At 71.7% G+C, this 15,105-nt stretch carries 16 protein-coding genes; 10 read left to right on the top strand and 6 right to left on the bottom strand.

The features are described from left to right. Positions 1-182 precede the first annotated feature (182 nt). Positions 183-1,430 carry a cytochrome P450 family protein gene (locus ACZ6BB_RS01425; protein ID WP_471613288.1) on the top strand — a complete coding sequence of 416 codons (1,248 nt, stop codon included), beginning with the start codon at positions 183-185 and terminating at the stop codon, positions 1,428-1,430. 46 nt (positions 1,431-1,476) lie between these two features. Here the strand turns inward: ACZ6BB_RS01425 and ACZ6BB_RS01420 are convergent, their stop codons facing one another. From ACZ6BB_RS01420 to ACZ6BB_RS01400, 5 genes are read right to left on the bottom strand one after another with little or no spacing between them, the layout of a single operon-like run. Next, entirely contained in the window at positions 1,477-2,778 is a 1,302-nt protein-coding gene (locus tag ACZ6BB_RS01420; protein WP_471614089.1) for a cytochrome P450, read from the bottom strand. Positions 2,779-2,828: 50 nt separating this feature from the next. Continuing rightward, on the bottom strand, positions 2,829-3,437 hold the full coding sequence (locus tag ACZ6BB_RS01415; protein WP_471613287.1) for a GTP-binding protein: 609 nt from the start codon (positions 3,435-3,437) through the stop codon (positions 2,829-2,831). Beyond that, the gene (locus tag ACZ6BB_RS01410) at positions 3,415-3,774 is read right to left on the bottom strand and encodes a DUF742 domain-containing protein (RefSeq protein ID WP_471613286.1); all 360 of its coding nucleotides are present in this window, start codon (positions 3,772-3,774) and stop codon (positions 3,415-3,417) included. The genes ACZ6BB_RS01415 and ACZ6BB_RS01410 overlap by 23 nt, the downstream gene beginning before the upstream one ends. Beyond that, positions 3,771-4,184 carry a roadblock/LC7 domain-containing protein gene (locus tag ACZ6BB_RS01405; RefSeq protein WP_471613285.1) on the bottom strand — a complete coding sequence of 138 codons (414 nt, stop codon included), beginning with the start codon at positions 4,182-4,184 and terminating at the stop codon, positions 3,771-3,773. The genes ACZ6BB_RS01410 and ACZ6BB_RS01405 overlap by 4 nt, the downstream gene beginning before the upstream one ends. Then, positions 4,181-5,548, bottom strand: a complete 1,368-nt coding sequence (locus ACZ6BB_RS01400; protein WP_471613284.1) for an ATP-binding protein — start codon at positions 5,546-5,548, stop codon at positions 4,181-4,183. The genes ACZ6BB_RS01405 and ACZ6BB_RS01400 overlap by 4 nt, the downstream gene beginning before the upstream one ends. Positions 5,549-5,912: 364 nt before the next feature. Between ACZ6BB_RS01400 and ACZ6BB_RS01395 the strand changes: the two genes are divergently transcribed. The 6 genes from ACZ6BB_RS01395 (at position 5,913) to ACZ6BB_RS01370 (ending at position 11,302) form a co-directional block, all read left to right on the top strand. Then, on the top strand, positions 5,913-6,893 hold the full coding sequence (locus ACZ6BB_RS01395; protein WP_471613283.1) for an AraC-like ligand-binding domain-containing protein: 981 nt from the start codon (positions 5,913-5,915) through the stop codon (positions 6,891-6,893). Positions 6,894-7,431: 538 nt separating this feature from the next. After that, on the top strand, positions 7,432-9,306 hold the full coding sequence (locus ACZ6BB_RS01390) for a sensor histidine kinase (protein WP_471613282.1): 1,875 nt from the start codon (positions 7,432-7,434) through the stop codon (positions 9,304-9,306). After that, a complete protein-coding gene (locus ACZ6BB_RS01385) occupies positions 9,293-9,727 on the top strand; it encodes a roadblock/LC7 domain-containing protein (RefSeq protein ID WP_012999870.1) in 435 nt (144 codons plus the stop codon). The genes ACZ6BB_RS01390 and ACZ6BB_RS01385 overlap by 14 nt, the downstream gene beginning before the upstream one ends. A gap of 4 nt (positions 9,728-9,731) precedes the next feature. Then, positions 9,732-10,100 carry a DUF742 domain-containing protein gene (locus tag ACZ6BB_RS01380; protein WP_471613281.1) on the top strand — a complete coding sequence of 123 codons (369 nt, stop codon included), beginning with the start codon at positions 9,732-9,734 and terminating at the stop codon, positions 10,098-10,100. Then, positions 10,078-10,680: a GTP-binding protein gene (locus tag ACZ6BB_RS01375; RefSeq protein ID WP_046919245.1), complete on the top strand. Its 603-nt coding sequence runs from the start codon at positions 10,078-10,080 to the stop codon at positions 10,678-10,680. The genes ACZ6BB_RS01380 and ACZ6BB_RS01375 overlap by 23 nt, the downstream gene beginning before the upstream one ends. Positions 10,681-10,717: 37 nt before the next feature. After that, entirely contained in the window at positions 10,718-11,302 is a 585-nt protein-coding gene (locus ACZ6BB_RS01370; protein ID WP_471613280.1) for a GAF domain-containing protein, read from the top strand. A gap of 329 nt (positions 11,303-11,631) precedes the next feature. Here the strand turns inward: ACZ6BB_RS01370 and ACZ6BB_RS01365 are convergent, their stop codons facing one another. Then, positions 11,632-12,867, bottom strand: coding sequence for an acyl-CoA dehydrogenase family protein (locus tag ACZ6BB_RS01365; RefSeq protein ID WP_471613279.1), 1,236 nt, complete (start codon positions 12,865-12,867; stop codon positions 11,632-11,634). A gap of 772 nt (positions 12,868-13,639) precedes the next feature. On the opposite strand from ACZ6BB_RS01365, the gene ACZ6BB_RS01360 reads away from it, so the two are divergent. The 3 genes from ACZ6BB_RS01360 (at position 13,640) to ACZ6BB_RS01350 (ending at position 15,071) form a co-directional block, all read left to right on the top strand. Then, positions 13,640-13,921: a hypothetical protein gene (locus ACZ6BB_RS01360; RefSeq protein WP_471613278.1), complete on the top strand. Its 282-nt coding sequence runs from the start codon at positions 13,640-13,642 to the stop codon at positions 13,919-13,921. A 74-nt stretch (positions 13,922-13,995) separates the two neighbouring features. Next, a complete protein-coding gene (locus ACZ6BB_RS01355) occupies positions 13,996-14,424 on the top strand; it encodes a roadblock/LC7 domain-containing protein (protein WP_471613277.1) in 429 nt (142 codons plus the stop codon). Positions 14,425-14,468: 44 nt separating this feature from the next. Beyond that, positions 14,469-15,071: a GTP-binding protein gene (locus tag ACZ6BB_RS01350; protein ID WP_471613276.1), complete on the top strand. Its 603-nt coding sequence runs from the start codon at positions 14,469-14,471 to the stop codon at positions 15,069-15,071. Positions 15,072-15,105: the final 34 nt, after the last annotated feature.

Below are 15,105 nucleotides of genomic sequence, written 5' to 3'. Positions count from 1 at the left end.
CATGGGGGGTGCGCCCGATCCTAGGAGCGGGCGCCGCACACGACTTGCGGGCACGCGCAGGGAAGTTGCCGTCGTACGCAGCGCATGGTGCGGGATCTCGCCGGGCGGGGCCGTGGAACCGTAGCGTGACCGGGCTCGTACGTTGCGCTGTTGGACTCCTTTAGACCGCAGGAGGACCCCTCATGGGCCACCCCAGCCCCCTGGTGATCGACCCGACCGGCCGTGACATCCACGGTGAGGCCGCCCGGATCCGCGAACGGGGCCCGGCGACCCGGGTCCTGCTCCCGGGGCCGCACGATGTCGAGGCCTGGGCGGTGAGCGGCCCCGATCTGCTCAAGCGGCTGCTGGCCGACCCCCGGGTGTCGAAGGACGCGCGGCAGCACTGGCCGAGGCTGGCCGCCGGCGAGATCACCCCGGAGTGGCCCCTGTTCGCCTGGGTCGCCGTGCAGAACATGTTCACCGCGTACGGCGGCGACCACAGGCGGCTGCGGATCCTGGTGTCCAAGGCGCTCACGGCACGGCGGACGGCCGCACTGCGGCCGCGTATCGAGGAGATCACCGAGGAACTGCTCGACCGTGTCGAGGAGGGCTTCGGGCGCGGCGCGGCGGTCGATCTGCGGAAGGAGTTCTGCTACCCGCTGCCGATCCAGGTGATCAGCGAGCTGTTCGGGCTCCCCGAGGAGAAGGGGCTGGTGCTCAAGGAGCTGGTGGACAAGCTGTTCGACACCTCCGCCGAGCCGGGCGAGATGACCGCCGCGTACGAGCGGATGTACGGCGTGCTGGGCGAACTCGTCGCCGCCAAGCGGGAGTCGCCGGGCGACGACCTCACCAGCGGGCTGATCGCCGCCCGGGACGAGGACGACACCCGGCTCAGCGAGCAGGAACTCCTGGACACCCTGGTGCTGGTGGTCAGCGCCGGGCACGAGACCACGGTCAACCTCCTCGACCGCGCCGTGCACTCCCTGCTGGCCCACCCCGAACAGCTGGCCCATGTCCGGGAGTCCCGCGCGACCTGGGACGACGTGATCGAGGAGACGCTGCGGGTGGAGGCGCCGGTGGCGAGCCTGCCGTTGCGCTACGCCGTGGAGGACCTCGACCTCGGCGAGTTCGGGGGCCCCTCGGGGGTGGTGATCGCCAAGGGCGACCCGATCCTGGCCGCCTACGCGGCCGCCGGGCGCGACCCCGAGCGCCACGGGAAGGACGCCGACGTCTTCGACGTCACCCGCGCCGACAAGGAACACCTCGCTTTCGGCCACGGCGTGCACCACTGCCTGGGCGCCCCGCTCGGCCGCATGGAGGCCCGCATCGCGCTCCCGGCCCTCTTCGCACGCTTCCCGGATCTCGAACTGGCCGCCTCGGAGGAGGAGTTGGGCCACGTGGAGTCGTTCATCTCCAACGGCCACCGCCGGCTGCCGGTGCGCAGGGGCTGACGGGCAAGGCCCGCACGACCGCCGGGGGGCGTGCCGTCCGCGGCCGTCATGCCCGGCCGGGCCGCTCGCCTCGCCACCAGGACAGCAGCCGGGTCCGGCCGCTCGTCGGGCGGGCGGGCTCCGGCGGGCGCGGGCCGGGGGCGGGTGGCTCCGGTGCCGGACGGGCGGGGGCGGGAGCGGCGAGGGCCGGTGCGGGCGGGAACGTCACGGGCAGTGCGGCCAGGGCCCGGTGGAAGGGACCGGGGCGCCACTCCAACTCCTCTGCGGTTACGGCGAGTTCGATGTCCGGCAGGCGGTCGAGGAGCTTCTCGACCGCCACCGAAGCGATCAGCCGGGCCTCGCTCCGGGCGGGGCAGTTGTGCGGACCGGCGCTCCATGCCAGATGGGCCCGGTTGCCCGTCCGCTGATCGGTGCTGAGGGCCGGGTCGGTGTTGGCGGCCGCCAGCGAGACGACGACCGGGTCGCCCGCCCGCAGCAGCGCGCCCTCGTAGAGCACGTCCCGCTTCGGGTAGTGCACGGCGTAGTTGGCCATCGGCGGGTCGGTCCACAGCACCTCGTCGAGGGCGTCCTCGACGGGGAGGCTGCCGCCGGACAGCTCCCCGGCGAAGCGGTCGTCGGAGAGCAGCAGGCGCAGGGCGTTGGCGATGAGGTTCTGCTGCGGTTCGGTGCCCGCGCCCATGAGGACGACGAGGGTGTGGATCATCTCCTCGTCGGTGAGCTTCGCGGGGTGCAGGGTGAGCCACGAGGTCACGTCCGGCCCGGGCCGCTTCCGCTTGAGCGTGACCAGCTCGAAGAGCGTGGCGGTGAGCAGCGCGTCGGCGCGCTCGGCGTCGACCCCGTCGAAGACGGCGGACATGCCCTCGACCAGCTTGACCCCCAGCTCGGCGGGGCAGCCGAAGAGGTGGTTGAAGACGAGCAGGGGCAGCACCTGGGCGTATTCGCCGAGGAGGTCCGCACCGCCGGTCGGCGCCACCCGGTCGATGAGGGTGTCGGCGCTGCGCTCGACGTAGCCGCGCAGGGTGTGGGGCTCGACCCGGGCGAGGCTGTCGGTGATGGCGCCGCGCAGCCGCCGGTGCTCCTCGCCGTCGGAGAACAGGGCGTTGGGCCGGTACATCATCATCGGGACGACGGGGCTGTCCGGGGGGACCGTGCCGTCGTCGAGGTCGTTCCAGCGGCGCGCGTCCTTGGCGAAGGTCTCCGTGCCGCGCAGCACGTGCAGCGCGGCCTCGTAGGAGGTGACGAGGGTGGCCCGGACACCGGGGGCCAGCTCGACGGGAGCGGTGGGGCCGTGCGCACGCGCCCGCCGGTAGAACGCGGCCGGGTCGGCGCCGAACTCCGGCCCGTACATGGGCTGGTGGGCCGGGCAGCCCGGGGGCGGCCCGGCCGGGGGTGTGGAGGTCACGCGGGCTCCGGTTCGGTCTCGGTCTCGCCGCTCAGCAGATACTCGACGAGCGCGATCAGGGCCCGGGTGGAGGAGTCCGGGTCGCGGGCGTCGCAGCGCACCAGCGGGGTCTCGTCGAGCAGGTCGAGCGCCTCGCGCACCTCGTCCAGCCCGTGCACGGGAGCGCCGCCGAAGTCGTTGACGGCGACCGCGTACGGCAGGCCGATGTCCTCCAGGACGCCCATCACGTCGAAGGAGTGGGACAGCCGCCGGGTGTCGGCGAGAACGAGCGCGCCGAGCGCGCCACGGGTCATGTCCCGCCAGAGCCGGGTGAAGCGCTGCTGTCCGGGTGCGCCGAACAGGTAGAGCACCAGGGAGTCGTCGAGGGTGAGCCGGCCGAAGTCCATGGCGACCGTCGTGGTGGTCTTGTCACGGGTGCCGGCCAGGTCGTCGACCAGGGCGCCGGCCTCGGTCAGCACCTCCTCGGTGCGCAGCGGCCGGATCTCGGAGAGGGTGCCGACGAACGTGGTCTTGCCGACCGCGAAGTGACCGGCGACGAGCAGTTTGGCCGCCGTCCGTACCGTGGGCCGCAGGTGGACGTCGTCAGAGGCGGGCGCGGAGCCCATCGAGGACCTCCTGGAGGATTCTGGCGTCGGACGGCCGGGCGGCCGGGACCGGGGCGCGGGTGACGAGGTGGCCGCTGTCCATGAGGTCGGCGACCAGCACCTTGGTCACGCTGACCGGCAGCGACAGCCGGCCGGCGACCTCGGCGAGGGAGAGGGCGCCGGGCCGGCACAGCTCCGTGACCCGGCGCGCCTCCGGGGTGAGACCGGACAGCGGCAGGTCGCCGGTGGCGATCAGCAGGGTGACCAGGTCGAGGGTGTTGCGGGTCGGGTGGGAACGGCCGCCGGTGACGACGTAGGACCGCACCAGACGTCCCGCGGGCCGGCGGCGGGGTGTCATGCCCTGCTTCCCGTGTCCGTCCTCGCCGGGCTGGACAGCTCCTTGCCGAGCCGGTCGACGAGCTTGTGCATGCGGTACGTCACCGACTCCATGTCGACCTCGTCGCCGGTGGACACCGCGAGGTAGGCGCCCTCGCCGGCCGCGACGAGGAAGACGTAGCCGTGGCCGAACTCGATCAGGGTCTGGCGCCAGGGGCTCTCCGACGGGCCGCAGAACTCGGCGGTGCTGCGGCTGATCGACTGCAGTCCGGAGAGTCCGGCCGCGAGCCGCTCGGCGTCGTCGCGGTCGATGTCGGCGGAATGGGCGCGGAGCATGCCGTCGGCGGAGAGCAGGACGGCGTGGCGGGCCTCGGGCACCTTCAGCACGTCGTCGAGCATCCAGCCCAGCTCGTTCCTCGTGGGCTCGATCATGCGTGGGGGGTCCCTTCGTCGTCGTGGGGGGCGGTCCGCCCGGTGCCGGCGGCGGTGTCGGGGACGTACTCGTCCTCGTCGAGGATGCGTCCCGCCGCCCGGCCGAAGCGGGTGCCTCGGGCGAAGGCGCCCATGATGCGGGCGTTGTCCTCGGGTGAGCGGCCGGGTTTCTCCTCGGCGGCGGGCTCCGGCCGCGGCTCGGGGGCGGCCGTGGTCCCGGGGGTGCGCCGGCGGCGTCTGGGCAGCCCGCCCGCGGTGGTGTCCTCGGGGGCGCCGTTCCCGGCGGGGGCCGGCCGGGCGGCGGACCCGGTCACGGGTGTCGCCGCCGCGGGTGCCGGGCCGGCCGCCGGCTCCGGGGCGGCGGGCTCCGGCTGGGTGAGCAGCGCGGTGGGCAGGAGGGCGACGGCGCGGACGCCGCCGTACGGGGAGCGGGTGTCCACGGAGACGGTGAACCCGTAGCGCCGGGCGAGCATCCCGATGACGGCGAAGCCGAACTGGGGCGGGTCGCCGAGGCGGGTGACGTCCACCTCGCCGTGGCCGCCGAGCAGCCGGGTGGCGCGTGCCACGGCGTGGGCGTCCATGCCGACGCCCGCGTCGTCGATGACGACGCACGCGCCGTTGTGCACGTGCTGGACGTCGACCTCGACCGTGGTGCCGGGCTGCGAGTGGCGGGCGGCGTTGTCGAGCAGTTCGGCGACGGCGAGGACGACGGGTTCGACGGCACGGCTCACCACGGCGATGCCGGCCTGGCCGTGGACGCGGACGCGCCGGTAGTCGCGGATGCGCGAGGTGGCGCCCCGGACGACCTCCACGAGTGGGGAAGTGGCGCGCTGCCGTCCCGGCCAGGAGCCGCAGAGGACGGCGATGGCCTGGGCGCGCCGGCCGAACTGGGCGTTGGTGTGGTCGACTTCGAGGAGGTCGCGCAGCACGTCGGGGTCATCGTGCCGGTCCTGCATCTCGGAGATGGAGACCTGCTGCTCGTTGGCGAGGGCCTGGATCGCACGCATGGACGCCTTGAGGGCGGCCTTGGCCGACCGGTCCGCACGCGTGCGCGCGTGCTCGACGGTCCCGGTGAAGCGGTTCAGCACCTCGTCGAGGCTCTTGCCGAACTCCGTGTCGGCCAGCCGCGGGTCGAGCGGTCCGACGGCGGGGACGGCCCCGCCGGCGGCGTCGGCGAGGGCCGGCAGGCGGACCGTGACCAGATGACGCAGTTCCTCCTCCCGGGCCCGCAGGTCCTCGGCCAGGGCGGCGTTCCTTCGGCGCTGCCGCCGGGCGATCCCCCACTGGCGCAGCAGGAGCACGGCGGCGGCGAGGAGGGCGGCCGCGAGCGACCAGGTCACCGCCTGCGGTATCGGTTCGGTCATGAAGTACGAGTCCTTACGTCCTCAAGTCCCCTGCGTCGGCCGGCGGATGCGGGACGGCGGACGGGAGTTGACGGAGCGCCCGACGCTAGCGGCGGGGCCGCGCGGGTACTTTCCGTGACGCGCAGGGAAGTTTTCACGGGGCGCACGAGTGCCGCAACGGGCCCGAGAGAAGCCGTGACTCTTCCGTCGGCATGTTCGGCCACCGTCGGCCCACGGCACGGCAACCGCTTGCCACGCTAGGGTGCCTTCCGGGTTCGACCGGTCGGTAACTACCTCTGATCACTCGTGGATTGAAGATTTTCCCGCCGGAATCCGTAAAGGACCACAGGCAGGCGTTCGGGGCCGGCACCAGGGAGGAGCGGCGTTGCCCGCGGGAAGTTACAGCGTCGAGGCGCTGACCACCGAGGAGGTGAACCCGCGTGAGCGTGCCGACTTCTGGACCGAACGGATCGGCTCGTACCAGTCCCGGATGGGCTTCGGTTACGCCCGGTCCGACGACTTCCGCGGCGAGACCGTCCGCCAGCGCACCGACACGTACCAGTTGGTGAAGTACCGGTCCGACGAGATCGAGTACACCCGCACGATGCGCCAGATCCGCCGGGAGCCGGACGAGGACTACCGGCTGCTGCTGCCCATGAACGGCGAGATCGTCCTGCGGCAGGACGGCGGCGAGGCCCGGCTGACCCCGGGCACGGCTGCGCTGATCACCTTCGCGGCGCCCTTCCAGTGTCTCCAGAGCGACGCCATCGACGCGTTCATCCTCACGATCCCGGCCCGTGAGGTGGACGGGCGGCTCAACACCCGGTCGCCGGTGGCCAGCGGCCTGGACCTCACGAGGGGCCTCGGCCGGATCGTCGGCTCGATGCTGACCGGACTGCACGAGGAGCGGGAGCACCTGTCCGACGCGGAGTTCGACGCCGTCTCGGACCGGGTGGTGGAGCTGGTGTGCATGCTCGCCGCCGACGACGACCGCCCCGACGCCCCCGGACAGCTGGGTGAGGTGGAGGCCCTCGTCCGCCGATACGTGCGCGACCACGTGGCCGACCCGAACCTCACGGGTACGGCGGTGGCGCGCGCCCTCGGCTGGTCGCTGCGCCAGGTCCAGCTGGCCCTGCAGAAGGCGGGGACCACGCCCCGGGAGCTGATCCGCGAGGAGCGGCTGCGCCTGGTCCGGGACCGGCTGCTGTGCGCGGAGTGCGAGCACATGACGATCACGGATCTCGCCTACGCCGCCGGATTCTCGTCCGCCAGCGCCCTCAGCACGGCTTTCCGCCGACGCTACGACGTGAGCCCGCGGGAGATGCGTCAGAGCATACGTCAGCCCAACTGCGACGGAAGTCCCTAGAGTTCGGCGAAAAACATGCGGCGCGGCCCTTTCCCGATCAGGCTGCCACACCGGCCCGGCCCCGTCGTTCGATTGAAGTCTAAAGCTTAGTAAAAGCATACCCAAGTCGCGATCTCCCTGGTTTTCCGGGCCTCCTGGTGTGAATGTTCCTCGGGTACGCGGTGCGCGCCTTGTGCGACCGAGCCCGTTCCGCACCCGATTCCGCATGCCACGGCGAAAGTTGACACGAGACAGCATTGCGGCCGAATGGCGTGAACTGTGCGCCGCGCGCACTCCCGGCGACCCCCGCGGGACAAGGAACCCGCAGGTGACCAGCCGCCCGGCGGCCGTCTTTCACAGACTGCCGGGGACCGTGGCCGGGGTGTGAAGAACTCCTGCGGCGCCGCCTCGTGAATTGACGGTAGAAAGGCGTCACAGACCCTTGCCGTCACTGACGGCATCTCAGGTGACAGACCTCCCCCGAGCGTCCAGGACCGCTGGTCAGCTGGTTGACGTTCTTCGCTACTCTGTCGCGTACTGGCTGATCGAGAGGACTCCGATGCCTGAACCCCCGCCCTTCGCAGCGACCCCGGAACGCGGTCGGCCGGACGCGACGGCTCCCCCGTCCCGTCACCGGGCCGGAAAGTCCGGGGCGTCGGATTCCGCGAACTCCTCGGCGGTCCAGCCACGGTTGACCCGCCTCGCCGTGCTGCCCGCCGCTGTCATGGCCGGCATATCCACCGCCGTCACCGGCACGGTCCTGCGACTGCAGGAGGGCACGGCCGACGGCACCACCTGGGGTGTGCTGGCGGGCGGCGCGGTCCTCGGGTGCGGGTGCCTGGCCGGTGCCGTGCGGGCGGCCAGGTCACGGGCCAGGTCCGACGCGAAGCGCGCCGAGTCGCTGCGGCAGACCATCACGACCGGCAACTGGGCCCTCGAAGAGGACCTGACCCGGCTCAAGCGCGGCGAGCCCCTGCTCTCGCGCGGGTTCGCCTACCAGGCGTCGCGCGCCGAAGACCCGTACCAGAAGCTGGAGTACGAGGTCACGGAGGCTCAGCACCGGGCGCGGGAGGCCCTCGTCTGGGCGGCGAGCCACTTCCAGGCCGCCTCCGACGACAACAGCGACAAGGTCGAGGTCTTCGTCAACCTGGCCCGCCGGCTGCAGTCGCTGGTCCACCGCACCATCCGTGAACTGGACGACCTGGAGAACCAGGTCGAGGATCCGGACCTGCTCCGGCGCATCTTCGGCATCGACCACCTCGCCACCCGAATACGCAGGCACGCCGAGAACCTCGCGGTGCTCGGCGGGGCGATCTCCCGTCGCCAGTGGACCAACCCGGTGACGCTGACCGAGGTGCTGCGGTCCTCCATCGCGGAGGTCGAGCAGTACTCCCGCGTCAAGCTGGTGCCGCCCATCGAGGGCACCCTGCGCGGCCACGCGGTCGCCGACGTCATCCATCTGCTGGCCGAGCTGGTCGAGAACGCCACCATGTTCTCCCACCCGGACACCCAGATCCTCCTGCGCTCCCGCCGGGTGACCGCCGGCATCGCCATCGAGGTCGAGGACCGCGGCCTCGGCATCCCCCAGGAGGACCAGGACCGGATCAACACGCTGCTCGCGGACCCGGCCCGCATCGACGTCGCCAAACTGCTCGCCGACGGCCGCATCGGACTGTTCGTGGTCTCGTCGCTGGCCCGCAGGCACGGCATCGCGGTCCAGCTGCAGGGCAACATCTACGGCGGCGTCCAGGCCGTCCTGGTGCTCCCGCAGGGGCTGCTGGGCGAGGAGGAGGGGCACGCCCCCGCCCAGGCGCCCGTTCAGCAGCCACCGGTCCAGGCACGCCCCGCCGCACCTCATCCGGTGCAGGCGCACCCGGCCGCACCCCACCCGGTCCAGGCGCACCCGGCCGCACCCCACCCGGTGCAGGCGCACCCGGCCGCACCGCACCCCTTGCAGGCGTCCGCGCCCGCCTGGGAGGCCAGGTCCCACGCGACGCCGCCCGGCGCCGTACCGTCGCACGGGGGTCCCCCGGCCCACGCCCACGCCGGTCCCCCGGCCGGTGTGCCGCAGCGGTCGGCCGCCCCCGGGCCTCCGCCGGCCGCGGCCCGGCACGAGCGGTCGCAGCCCGTCTCCGGCACACGGTCCGAGTACCGGCCCTCGCCCGGCTACGAGGGTCCGGCCTCCGGTGGGTCCGCCCGGCCGGTCCTGCCCAAGCGCCGGGCGATGGAGCACCTGGCGCCCGAGCTGCGCCAGGGACCTCCCGCGCGCCCCGAGACCCACGAGCAGGACCTCAACTTCAGTCCCGGCCTCCTGGCCGGTATCAACCGAGGCTTCGGTCTCGCCGGCGCGACCTCCGACGCGATCCCCGTCGACGACGCGCGCTGGGCCCCGCCCCGACCGCAAGGAGAAGAACCCCACCATGGTGAGCGATAGCCACCCCACCGGACAGAACATCGACTGGCTGCTGGACAACCTCAAGAAGACCGTCCCCGGCACCCGGCAGGTCCTGTTGCTGTCGTCCGACGGCTTGAGCAAGGCACATGTGGATCTGAGCACCGACGACGCCGACCGGCTGGCCGCGATAGCCTCCGGGCTCAACTCCCTGGGCCGTTCCTTCGGTCACGACAGGGTGCTGGGCAACGGCGGCACCGTCCGGCAGGTCATCGTGGAACTGCACAACGGCATCCTCATCGTGGCCTCGGCGGGCCACGGCGCCGTGCTGGCGGTCACCGCGGACGCGACGACGCACACCGAGACGCTCGGCTACGAGATGGGCATGCTGATCCGGGCCGTGCAGCCGTTCCTCGCCACACCGGCCCGTCGCCCCAACGCGCCGTCCGGCGCGGGGATGTGACGTGATGACGGACGAGCTGTTCCTGGACGAGGAGGCCGGACGCTTAGTCCGGCCCTTCACCGTCAGCAACGGGCGCACTCGACCCTCGACGTCGTTCGACCTGCTCACCCTGGTGATGGCCACCGGAGTCCGGCCGACCGCCGACCTCGGCCCCGACCACGACCTGGTGCTCGGCCTGTGTCTCAGGCCGGTGCCGGTGGTCGAGGTGGCCGCGCGGATGAACCTCCCGATCGCCGTCACCAAAGTCCTGTTGTCCGACCTGGTGCAGCACGAGGCGCTCACCGCACGGGCGCCCCGTGCGGTCGAGGCGGCCTCCGCCGCCAACCGAAATGTTTTGGAGGCGGTGCTCAATGGCCTACGCGCACGGCTCTGACCCCTTCCCGACCGCCCTGAAGATCCTCGTGGCGGGAGGGTTCGGGGTGGGCAAGACGACCTTCGTGGGGGCGGTCAGCGAGATCGCTCCGCTGAGCACCGAGGAGGTCATCACCACGGCCAGCGTCCGCACCGACAGTCTCGACGGGGTGGAGGAGAAGTACACCACCACCGTGGCCATGGACTTCGGCCGGATCACCCTCGACTCGGAGCACGTCCTGTACCTGTTCGGCACCCCCGGGCAGGAACGGTTCTGGTTCATGTGGGACGAGCTGTCCGACGGGGCGCTGGGCGCGGTGGTGCTCGCCGACACCCGCCGGCTCGACGCGTGCTTCCCCGCGGTGGACTTCTTCGAGGTGCGCGGGATCCCGTTCGTGGTGGGGGTGAACGAGTTCGACGGGGCGTACCAGTACTCCGTCGAGGAGGTGCGTGACGCCATCGGCCTGAAGTCCAACGCGCCGATCGTGTTCTGCGACGCCCGGCACTGCAGCTCCGGCACGGGTGTGCTCGTCGAACTCGTGCAGCACCTGCTCGGCATGACACCCGGTGTGGCGACGTACGAGCCACCCGTGCTCCGTTGATACTTCTCCAACTCGGCCTACCGCGAACGGAGTTCCGATGAACAGCCCCTATTCCTCCTATGAGCCGCCGCTCGACCGCCTGCTCCTCACCCCCGAGGATCCGGGCGGCCCGCAACGTGCCGCCCGGCTCGCCCAGCTGGGGCTCGCCAACACCCCCCGGGCCGAGTTCGACGCGTTCGCGCGCCGGCTGGCGCTGGAGCTGGACGCGCCGTACGCGATGGTCAACTTCGTGGACGACAAGCGCCAGTTCTTCGCCGGGCTCTACACCCCGGACGCCGGGCCCGTGAACATCGCGCAGGGGCTGGTGAGCGAGAGCTCGATGAGCCGGGAGATGCGCCTGGACCACGGCTTCTGCCCGCACACCGTCAAGCGGACCGCGGCGCTGGTGCTCGACGACGTCTGCGACTACCCGCGGTTCGCGGGCAACCCGGTCGTGGACGAGATCGGCATCCGCTCCTACATGGGCGCGCCGCTGGTCGACACACTGGCGGGGATGAACCTCGGCACGATCTGCGTCGTCGACACCGACTCCCGCACCTGGGGCCGGCAGCGGCTGGAGATCATCAAGCACATGGCCCAGGAGATGTCCGACCAGATCCACGCCATCGCCTCGGGCCGCTGAGCCCGACGTACGCCACCGGTCCCCCGGGTCGAGAACAACCGGACCGGCGAGCACCCGCCCCCCACACGCACGAAGGCCGCGGACACGACACCGTGTCCGCGGTTTCTCCGCGTCCGGGACGCGGTCGGCACGCGATCCGGATGTGATCGGGACACGGACGGGTACGGGCGCATCCCGTACGGCCGGCAGCTCGGCCGGACCTCGGCGAACGGACGGCGTCGGAGACCGCGGCCGCACCCCCGAGCCCGACGGGATCCCCTGTCACCGCCGCCCGGCCGTGAGGTGCGAGGGCTCCCCCGTGGGCCCTCGGGTGCGCGTCGCCGGCGGGTTCAGACCAGTTCGCCGACCGGGGTCGGTTCCTGCTCCCGCGGTTCGGGCTGGGGGGTGCGGACGAGGTCGGCGAGGCGTTCGGACCACTGGCCCTTGTTCTCACCCAGTGCGAACTCGCCGAGTCGCAGCCCCTGGATCTCCGACGTGCCGGCGGGGGCGTAGATGTGGAAGGCGTCGCGCAGGTAGCGCTCCACCGGGCGGTCGGTGAACAGACCGCAGGCCGCGTGTATCTTGACGGCCGCCTGGGCGGACTCGATGGACGACTCGACGTTGAAGAGCTTCGCGGACATCAGCTCGATGTCGCAGGGCCGCCCCTGGTCCAGCAGATGCGCGGCGAGGTAGGCGCTCTGCCGCGCGAGGGTGAGGCGTTGCAGCATCCGCCCCAGCTCGATCTTGATGTTGGGCAGATGCCCGAGCGGCTTTCCGTAGCGCTGTGTCTCGGCGCAGTACCGCGCGGTCTCCTCGAACACCGCCTGGTGGATGCCGAGCGACACCGCCGTCAGGTTGAGGCGGCCGTAGAGGACGGAGGAGGAGTAGGCGACGGCCAGCCCCTCGCCCTCCTCACCGAGCCGGTTGGCGGCCGGAACCCGGCAGTTGTCGAAGACCAGCTCTCCGAAGCTGAACCCGTGCAGCCCCATGGAGGGCACCTGCTCGGCGAGGGAGAAGCCCGGCCGGTCGGACTCGACGAGGAACGCCGTCATGCCCCCGGAGCCCGGACCGGTACGGACCACGACGCCGTGCACATCGCCCACATGGCTGTTGCCGACGAAGATCTTGCGGCCGTTGAGGATGTAGTCGTCGCCGTCCCGGACCGCGCTGCTCTCCATGCCGGCCACATGGCCCCCCGACCCCGGCTCGGTGACCGCGATGGTCGGCAGCACCTCTCCGGCGGCGATCCTCGGCAGCCAGTGGCTCTTCTGGCTGTCGTCGCCGAAGTGGACGATCTTGGCGACTCCCAGCTGGGACGCCTGGACCATGGCCCCCATCGCGCCGCTGACACGGGACAGTTCCTCGATGATGACGGTCTTGGCGAGGTGGCCCGCGCCCATGCCTCCGTGGACCGGGTCGATCGTGGCGCCGATCCAGCCCTGTCGGGCGATCTGCCGGGAGAGCCCCACCAGTGCGGTGCGGGAGGCTTCCATCTCGGGTATCAGCGGCCGCACCACGTGTTCGGCGAACTCGCGTACCCGCTGCCGTAGATCCTCGTGGTCCTGGGTTGTGAAGACGTGTTCCACGCCGAGCCCTTCTGAGCGTTACCCCGCGCCCGGGGGCGACGCGGTGGCTGTGCGTCAGCCGTGGTTCCGGTGGGAAGACGGGCCGACCTGCAACATGGTCTACAAATCAACCTCTAACGCCAAGATCGTTAAGAGGGTTTGGCCGAAAAATTGGCAGTTGAAATCTGAACGTAAATGTGGGAAGGAGAAGGGGTGTTGTCCACATTTTGATACTTTCCAAGCCGAACTTGCACAGTCACCCTGACCCGACTCCGGGCAGACATCGGTCGGACCACCAGGCACACCCGCTCAGACAGGGCTTCCCTCGGCGCTGTGCACCCCCAAATACCAAACTGACACGCCGTCCGGGCAGGTTTGATCAAGGTTACACAGATTTCAAGCCACATCCGCAAGCGACGAATGTGGCCGGACCGTGGCGATTCGGAGACCCTGCCGTGTCGACAAGTACCCATTCGGGGCAGCCCACGGAAGCGATGCTTCCGCAGAACGACCCCGGGCCCGCCAGGGCGGTCTCCGCACGGGCCGTCAAGTGACGGTGCCGGAGGCCAAGTTGCGGCCCGGAGATTGCTGACGACGGGGCTCGTGTCCTGATACCGTTCCGTCCGCCCGCTGATACCCGCCGCCGTGCGGCCAGCCGGAGCACAGGGCTGCCGAGCGGTTCGCGGCGCCCCCCACAGCCATCGGACGTTCGCTGTCGTACGAGGAAGCAGATGCCAGGCCCCCTCCCCCGCATCGGCCCCACGCGCGACACGACCGCGACACGGCGGCCCCGATGAGCGGTGACACGCCCCGCACCGAGGCCGCCGCCCCGCACCGCCTCCAGGGCCTGCCCCGCCGGCCCCGCAGCACCTCTTCCGCGCCCACGACCGCCGAGGACGCGGCCGAGGCCCCCGGAACGCACGACGACACGGACGACACCCTCTCCCCGGACGCCCTGGCCCGCGCCATGGTGGCGATCAGGCGCGGCTCGGACCGCGCCCGGCTCGCCGGACCGGACGACACCGACAGCACCGACGGCCGACCGGCACCACGGCCCGGCCCCGACGCCGCCTGACGGGCGCTCCCCCCGGCGCCCCGACGAACCGGCGCCCACACCGGCGCCGACCGACCGTGAGGAACACGCACGACATGACAGAGCAGGAACGAACCGGTCCCCAACTGGACTGGCTGCTGGACGGCCTCGTGGAGCGCATACCCGAGATCCGCTGCGCCATCGTGCTGTCCGGCGACGGCCTCCTCATCGGCAAGTCCAAGGACATCCGGTTCGACGACGCCGAGCACCTGTCCGCGGTCGGCTCCGGCATGCACAGCCTGGCCCGTGGTGTGGCCCGCCACTTCCACGGCGGCGAGGTCCAGCAGACGGTCATCCAGATGGAGCGGGCGTTCCTCTTCGTCACCGCCGCGGGCCGGGGCGCGCGGCTGGCCGCGATCGCCTCGGAGGAGGTGGACGTCGGGATGATGGCGTTCGAGATGGGCACCCTGGTCAAGCAGGTCGGCAAGTACCTGAGCGCCGCGCCCCGTGCGGAGACCCCGTCCGACTACGTGCAGGACGCGTGAGCCGCCGCGGCGGCCGGGCCCGGAACTCGTCGAAAGGGTGATGGATGGTGTCCGTCAGCTCCGAGACCGTCGTACCCACCGCCCTGAAGATCCTCATCGCGGGTGGCTTCGGCGTCGGCAAGACCACCATGGTCGGCGCGGTCAGCGAGGTGACCCCGCTGGCGACCGAGGAGCACATCAGCGCGGCGGGGCGGCGGGTGGACGACCTCAGGGGTGTCGAGCGGAAGGTGTCGACCACCGTCGCCCTGGACTTCGGCCGCATCACCGTCTCCCCCGAACTGGTGCTCTATCTCTTCGGTACGCCCGGCCAGGACCGTTTCTGGTTCATGTGGGACGACCTGTGCAGCGGCGCCCTCGGAGCCGTGGTCCTCGCCGACACCAGGCGGCTCGACGCCTCCTTCGCCGCGGTCGACTTCTTCGAGTCGCGCTCCATCCCCTTCGCGGTCGGCGTCAACTGCTTCGACGGCCGCCGTGAGGCCGACACCGAGCAGGTCCGCCAGGCCCTCGACCTGGCACCCACCGTCCCGGTCCTCCTCTGTGACGTCCGCCAGCGCCAGTCCAGCAAGGAACTCCTGCTGGCCGTGCTCGGCGCGGCCCGCCGGAAGATGGAGGCCCGGCTGGTCGCGGCGGGCCTCCGGCCGGGCTGAGCTGCCGGGCCCGCGGGACCGGTCGGCGAGCCGG

The sequence above is a fragment of the Streptomyces sp. NPDC041108 genome (assembly GCF_055592645.1).
Note: the sequence above shows the minus strand (reverse complement) of the source record. Positions and strands in the feature narration are given on the sequence as shown.